The following is a 6,249-nucleotide window of genomic DNA, read 5'->3' on the forward strand; positions in this document are numbered from 1 at the left end:
GGATCACCGAGCCGGCGCCCAGGAACAGCAGCGCCTTGAAGAAGGCGTGGGTGAACAGGTGGAACATGGCCGCCTCATAGGCGCCGACGCCCGCGGCGAAGAACATGTAGCCCAGCTGCGAACAGGTCGAATAGGCGATGACCCGCTTGATGTCGTTCTGGGCCAGGCCGACGGTCGCGGCGAACAGGGCCGTGACCGCGCCGATGGTGGCGACGATGGCCGAAGCGGTCGGCGCGTGCTCGAACAGCGGCGACAGCAGGCAGACCATGTAGACGCCGGCGGTGACCATGGTCGCCGCGTGGATCAGCGCCGACACCGGGGTCGGGCCTTCCATCGCGTCCGGAAGCCAGGTGTGCAGGAAGAACTGGGCCGACTTGCCCATGGCGCCGATGAACAGCAGGAAGGCCGCCAGATCGAGCCCCGACCAGGTGTGGCCCAGGAACTCCCAGCCCGTGCCGGCCTTGGCGGCGATCATCGGGAAGAACTCGGCGAACTGGATCGTGCCGAACATCCAGAAGACGGTGAAGATGCCCAGGGCGAAGCCGAAGTCGCCGACCCGGTTGACCACGAAGGCCTTGATGGCGGCGGCGCTGGCGGTGGGCTTCTTGTACCAGAAGCCGATCAGCAGATAGGACGCCAGGCCCACCCCTTCCCAGCCGAAGAACAGCTGCATGAAGTCGGCGGCGGTGACCAGCGCCAGCATGGCGAAGGTGAACAGCGACAGGTAGGCGAAGAACCGCGGCTTGTCCGGGTCCTCGGCCATGTAGCCCCAGGAATACAGGTGAACCAGCGACGACACGCTGGTCACGACCACCAGCATCGTGGCCGACAGGGCGTCGATGCGGATCGACCAGTTGGAGACGAAGTCGCCGACGTGGATGAAGGGCGCCAGGGTGAGCGTGAACGGCTCCAGATGGCCCCAGGTCCACTGGCTGAACACGATCCAGGCGATGACGCACGAGAAGAACAGCAGGCCCGTGGTGATGGCCTGGGAGACGACGTTGCCCAGTCGGCGGCCCGACAGGCCGACGATGGTCGCGCCCAGAAGCGGGGCGAAGATCCCGAGAGTGACGAGGAGCTGGATATTCACGATCAGCCCTTCATGACCGAGGCGTCGTCCACGGCGATGTCGCCGCGGTTACGGAAGAAGGTCACCAGGATGGCCAGGCCCACGGCCGCCTCGGCGGCGGCCACGGTCAGCACGAACATGGCCATGATCTGCCCCGACACGTCATTGAGGTAGCTCGAGAAGGCGACGAAATTGATGTTCACGGCCAGCAGGATCAGCTCGATCGACATCAGGATGATGATGACGTTCTTGCGGTTCACGAAGATGCCGAACACCCCGATGGTGAACAGGATGGCGGCGACCGCCAGATAGTGCTGCAGGGTGACGACCATCAGACCAGATCCTCGGGGGTGACGCCCGCGCCGGTGGTGACCGACTTCACTTCCATGGCCGTCTTGGCGTCGCGACCGACCTGGTCGGCGACCTTCTGGCGCTTGATGTGGGGCTTGTGGCGCAGGGTCAGGACGATGGCGCCGATCATGGCGATCAGCAGCACGATGCCCGCGGCCTGGAAGAAGTAGACGTAGTCCGTATAGAGCACCCGGCCGATCGTCTCGACGTTCGAGGCGTCCGCCGTCGCGACCATCGGCGAGGCCGCGTCCGCGGCGGCGCCGCGGTTCACCACGGTCAGCGAGATCATGACCATCTCGGCCAGCAGGACACCCGCGACGATCACCGCCAGCGGCAGATACTGCGCGAAGCCTTCGCGCAGCCGCAGGAAGTCGACGTCCAGCATCATGACGACGAACAGGAACAGCACCGCCACGGCGCCGACGTAGACCACGATCAGAAGCATGGCCAGGAACTCCGCCCCCAGCAGGACGAACAGCCCCGCCGACGAGAAGAAGGCCAGGATCAGCCACAGCACGCTGTGCACGGGGTTCTTCGCCGTGACGACCAGAAGGCCGGCCACGACGGCCACCGTCGACAGCAGATAGAAGGCAATGCCTTGCAACATCGGAGGCCTCAGCCCCTTTCGGTTATGGGCGGCGATCCCGTGTGGAATCGTCCTCCCCGTTCAGCGATTGCGCCTTAGCGGTAAGGCGCGTCGAGTTCCAGATTCTTGGCGATCTGCCGTTCCCAGCGGTCGCCGTTCGCCAGCAGGCGATCCTTGTCGTAGAGCAGCTCTTCGCGGTTCTCGACGGCGTATTCGGAGTTCGGCCCCTCGACGATGGCGTCCACCGGGCAGGCCTCCTGGCACAGGCCGCAGTAGATGCATTTGACCATGTCGATGTCGTAGCGGGTCGTGCGGCGGCTGCCGTCGGCGCGCGGTTCGGCCTCGATGGTGATGGCCTGGGCCGGGCAGATGGCTTCGCACAGCTTGCAGGCGATGCAGCGTTCCTCGCCGTTCGGATAGCGGCGCAGCGCATGCTCCCCGCGGAAGCGCGGCGACTGCGGATTGCGCTCGAACGGATAGTTCACCGTGGCCTTGGGCCGCGCCATGTACTTCAGCGACAGGCCGATGGCGCCGACGGCGTCGAGCAGCAGAGCGCCTTTCGCGGCCTGGACGAGACGGTTCAGCATTATTGCGCGCCTCCGGTACGCGGGCACTCGCGGGCGTAACGCTCGCTCTGTTTATCCATCGCCTCGCAACGCTGGAGGCGCTCGGCCTCCTGACGCTGGATGCGTTCCTGGCGCTGCTGCCACTGATGGGGCGACACCGGCAGGGGTTCGTAGGGCTGGCCCGCGCAGGCGGTCAGTGCGGCCGCGGCCACGAGAAGGGTCAGGACGCGCATCATTGGCCGCGCTCCATCCGCTCGCAGGCCTCGCGCCGGCGCCGCTGGTCCTCCTGGCTTCCGCCACGAGGCTCGATCCTGCAGTCCGGATGCGTCTGGGGGCCGCGCTGCCGGGCGCCCTCGGCGCGATCCATGCGGTCGATCGGCGAGATCACCTCGGGCTGGATCGGCTTGAAGACCGTCTGGCAGCCGCCGGCGGCCAGCGCCGCCAGCATCAGTCCGGAAAGGGCGAGGGTGCGGATCATGAACCCACCGCGAACACGCGCCAGGCGGCGACGGCGACGACGCAGACCAGCGAGGTCGGCAGGAAGATCTTCCAGCCCAGGCGCATCAGCTGATCGTAGCGGTAGCGGGGCACGAAGGCCTTCACCAGCGCGATCATGCAGAACCAGAAGACGATCTTGGCCAAGAAGGTGACCAGATAGACCGCCTGCTCCAGCCAGCCCGGCAGGGCGTCCAGCCAATCCTGCGGCACGCCGGGGTTCCAGCCGCCGAAGAACAGCAGGCTGATCATGGCGCACATGAAGACGATGTTCGCGTACTCGCCGATCATGAACAGCAGGTACGGGGTCGAGGAGTATTCGACCTGATAGCCGGCCACCAGTTCGGACTCCGCCTCGGGCAGGTCGAACGGCGGGCGGTTGGTCTCGGCCAGGGCCGAGACGAAGAAGATGATCGCCATCGGGAACATCACCAGGATCGTCGGCCAGGTCCCTGCCCCGCCGCCGAAGGCGAACCAGTTCCAGATCATGCCCTGCTGCTGGGTGACGATCGAGGTCAGGTTCATCGTCCCGGCCAGCAGGATGACGTTGATGATCACCAGGCCGATGGAGACTTCGTACGAAACCATCTGCGCGGCGGACCGCAGCGAGCCGAGGAACGGATACTTCGAGTTCGAAGCCCAGCCGCCCATGATGATGCCGTACACGCCGAGGCTGGAGATGGCGAAGATGTAGAGGATGCCGACGTTCAGGTCGGAGACGACCCAACCCGGCGCGAACGGAATGGCCGCCCAGGCGATGAAGGCCAGGATGAAGGTCAGCAGCGGCGCCAGCAGGAAGACGACCTTGTCGGCGCCGGCCGGGACGACGATTTCCTTCAGCACGAATTTAAAGAAGTCGGCGAACGACTGCAGCAGGCCGAACGGGCCCACCACGTTGGGGCCTTTGCGCATCTGCACGCCCGCCCAGATCTTGCGGTCGGCCAGCAGCAGGAAGGCCAGCGAGATCAGGATCCCGACGGTGACCAGCAGGATCCCGCCCGCGGTGATCAGGGTCCAGCCCACCGGACCGGCCCAGAAGGCCGGCGGGATCAGGCCCCAGGCCCAGACGGCCAGGGCGACGAGGCCCGCGGCGACGGCCAGACCGACGACGGTCAGGAACAGCACCGCCAGGACGTTCGGCTTGGACTTGGGGGAAACGACGTCGGTCATCGGTTACTCCGCCGCCATCGCGACCGGGGCGATCCGCTGGGCGGACAGCTCGGCCATCGTCACGCTGGCGCGCGTGATCGGGTTGTTCAGGTAGGGGTCGCGCACCGTCGAGGCGAAGGCCACGTCGCCCAGGTCGCCCTTCTTGCCCAGCGCCGCCACGTCGAACGACGCCGGCGTCGGCAGGTAGTCGATGCGGCCGAAGGTCGGATGGTCCGCCATCAGCTTGGCGCGCAGCGCGTCCAGCGTGTCGTACGGCAGGGTCTGGCCGACCAGGGCCGACAGGGCGCGCAGGACGGCCCAGTCTTCCTTGGCCTGTCCCTTGGGGAAGACGACGCGTTCGGCCATCTGCACCCGGCCTTCGGTGTTCACATACAGGCCCGACTTCTCGGTGTAGGCGGCGCCCGGCAGGATCACGTCGGCGCCGTGGGCTCCCCGGTCGCCGTGCGAACCCAGATAGACGCGGAAGGCGTCCGAGCCGCCCAGTTCGATCTCGTCGGCGCCCAGCAGGAACAGCACGTCCAGCGCGCCCGGCTTGATCATCTCGGCGACGGTCTTGCCGCCCTCGCCCGGGACGAAGCCCATGTCCAGGCCGCCCACGCGCGAGGCGGCGGTGTGCAGGACGTTGAAGCCGTTCCAGCCTTCGGTGACCACGCCGACCTTCTTGGCCAGCGCGCCCAGGGCGTTCAGCACGGCCGGGCCGTTCGCGCCGGTCAGGGCGCCCGAGCCGACGATGATCGCCGGACGCTCGGCCTTGGTCAGGAAGTCCATCGCCGCCTTGGGCAGCTTGGCCAGGGTCTTGGAGCCGGCGCCCAGCCAGCTGTAGTCGAAGGTCAGGGCGGCCTGTTCGCCGATCAGGCCGATCTCGGTCTTGCCGGCCAGCCAGCCCTTGCGCAGGCGGGCGTTCAGCAGCGGCGCCTCGGTGCGCGGGTTGGCCCCCACGATCAGGACGGCGTCCGCGTTTTCAATGCCTTGCAGGCCGGTGTTGAACAGCCAGCCTTCGCGCGGACCGACGCCCAGGGCGGCGCCGTCCTGGCGGCAGTCGGTGTGGGCCGAACCCAGGGCGCGGAACAGGTCCAGCGCCGCCTTCATCGATTCCGCGTCCTGCAGGTCGCCGCCGACCAGGCCGATGCGATCGGCCGGCGCGGCGTTCAACTTGGCGGCCACGACGCCCAGGGCCTCGTCCCACGAGGCGGCGCGCAGGCGGCCGTTCTCACGCACATAGGGGCGGTCCAGGCGCTGGCGCTGCAGGCCGTCGACGGCGTAGCGGCTGACGTCCGACAGCCATTCCTCGTTGATGCCCTCGTTCACGCGCGGCAGCACGCGCATGACTTCCGAGCCCTTGAAGTCGGCGCGGATGTTCGAGCCCAGCGCGTCCATGACGTCGATGGTCTCGGTCTTCTTCAGCTCCCACGGGCGGTAGTGGTACTGCCACGGGCGGTGCGTCAGGGCGCCCACCGGGCACAGGTCGTTGACGTTGCCCGACAGCTCGCTGTCGATGTTCTTTTCCAGATAGGTGGTGATCTCGGCGTCTTCGCCGCGCGAGATCATGCCGATGTCCGGAACGCCGGCGACCTCGGTGATGAAGCGGACGCAACGCGTGCACTGAATGCACCGCGTCATGAAGGTCTTCACCGTCGGACCCATGTTCTTTTCTTCGACCGCGCGCTTGTTCTCGGCGTAGCGCGAGCCGTCGCGGCCGTAGCCGACGGCCTGGTCCTGCAGGTCGCATTCGCCGCCCTGGTCGCAGATCGGGCAGTCCAGCGGGTGGTTGATGAGCAGGAACTCCATCACCCCTTCGCGGGCCTTCTTGACCATCGGCGTGTCGGTGAAGATCTCCTGGCCCTCGGCGGCCGGCAGGGCGCACGACGCCTGCGGCTTCGGCGGTCCGGGCTTCACCTCGACCAGGCACATCCGGCAGTTGCCGGCGATGGACAGGCGCTCATGGAAGCAGAAACGCGGGATCTCATGGCCGGCCTTTTCGGCGACCTGGAGCACGGTCATCCCGGGCTCGA

8 protein-coding genes are annotated in these 6,249 nt (G+C 67.2%); all 8 read right to left on the reverse strand.

All coding sequences use genetic code 11. The annotated features are described in order from the left end of the window. Positions 1-1,084, reverse strand: a 1,084-nt coding sequence (gene nuoL, locus Q0C81_RS14515) for an NADH-quinone oxidoreductase subunit L (protein ID WP_291839415.1), incomplete at its 3' end; no start/stop codon positions are given. A gap of 8 nt (positions 1,085-1,092) precedes the next feature. Next, a complete protein-coding gene (nuoK, locus tag Q0C81_RS14520) occupies positions 1,093-1,401 on the reverse strand; it encodes an NADH-quinone oxidoreductase subunit NuoK (RefSeq protein WP_291839400.1) in 309 nt (102 codons plus the stop codon). Further along, positions 1,401-2,027, reverse strand: a complete 627-nt coding sequence (locus tag Q0C81_RS14525; protein WP_291839402.1) for an NADH-quinone oxidoreductase subunit J — start codon at positions 2,025-2,027, stop codon at positions 1,401-1,403. The genes nuoK and Q0C81_RS14525 overlap by 1 nt, the downstream gene beginning before the upstream one ends. Positions 2,028-2,101: 74 nt before the next feature. Continuing rightward, a complete protein-coding gene (nuoI, locus tag Q0C81_RS14530; protein ID WP_291839405.1) occupies positions 2,102-2,593 on the reverse strand; it encodes an NADH-quinone oxidoreductase subunit NuoI in 492 nt (163 codons plus the stop codon). Then, a complete protein-coding gene (locus tag Q0C81_RS14535) occupies positions 2,593-2,808 on the reverse strand; it encodes a hypothetical protein (protein WP_291839408.1) in 216 nt (71 codons plus the stop codon). Before Q0C81_RS14535 ends, nuoI begins: the two co-directional genes overlap by 1 nt. Further along, positions 2,805-3,050: a hypothetical protein gene (locus Q0C81_RS14540; RefSeq protein ID WP_291839411.1), complete on the reverse strand. Its 246-nt coding sequence runs from the start codon at positions 3,048-3,050 to the stop codon at positions 2,805-2,807. The genes Q0C81_RS14535 and Q0C81_RS14540 overlap by 4 nt, the downstream gene beginning before the upstream one ends. Beyond that, positions 3,047-4,120 (reverse strand): NADH-quinone oxidoreductase subunit NuoH, encoded by a 1,074-nt coding sequence (nuoH, locus tag Q0C81_RS14545; RefSeq protein WP_291839418.1) that lies wholly within the window; start codon positions 4,118-4,120, stop codon positions 3,047-3,049. The genes Q0C81_RS14540 and nuoH overlap by 4 nt, the downstream gene beginning before the upstream one ends. A gap of 120 nt (positions 4,121-4,240) precedes the next feature. Then, positions 4,241-6,249: NADH-quinone oxidoreductase subunit NuoG (nuoG, locus tag Q0C81_RS14550; RefSeq protein ID WP_291839413.1), on the reverse strand; the 2,009-nt coding region annotated here is incomplete at its 5' end.

The sequence above is a fragment of the Brevundimonas sp. genome (assembly GCF_023259385.1).
Classification (GTDB): Bacteria; Pseudomonadota; Alphaproteobacteria; order Caulobacterales; family Caulobacteraceae; genus Brevundimonas.

Excerpts from the sequence above, each read along its gene's own strand:
- nuoK (WP_291839400.1), bottom strand. The coding sequence starts at position 1,401 with ATGGTCGTCACCCTGCAGCACTATCTGGCGGTCGCCGCCATCCTGTTC.
- Q0C81_RS14525 (WP_291839402.1), bottom strand. The coding sequence starts at position 2,027 with ATGTTGCAAGGCATTGCCTTCTATCTGCTGTCGACGGTGGCCGTCGTG.
- nuoI (WP_291839405.1), bottom strand. The coding sequence starts at position 2,593 with ATGCTGAACCGTCTCGTCCAGGCCGCGAAAGGCGCTCTGCTGCTCGAC.
- Q0C81_RS14535 (WP_291839408.1), bottom strand. The coding sequence starts at position 2,808 with ATGATGCGCGTCCTGACCCTTCTCGTGGCCGCGGCCGCACTGACCGCC.
- Q0C81_RS14540 (WP_291839411.1), bottom strand. The coding sequence starts at position 3,050 with ATGATCCGCACCCTCGCCCTTTCCGGACTGATGCTGGCGGCGCTGGCC.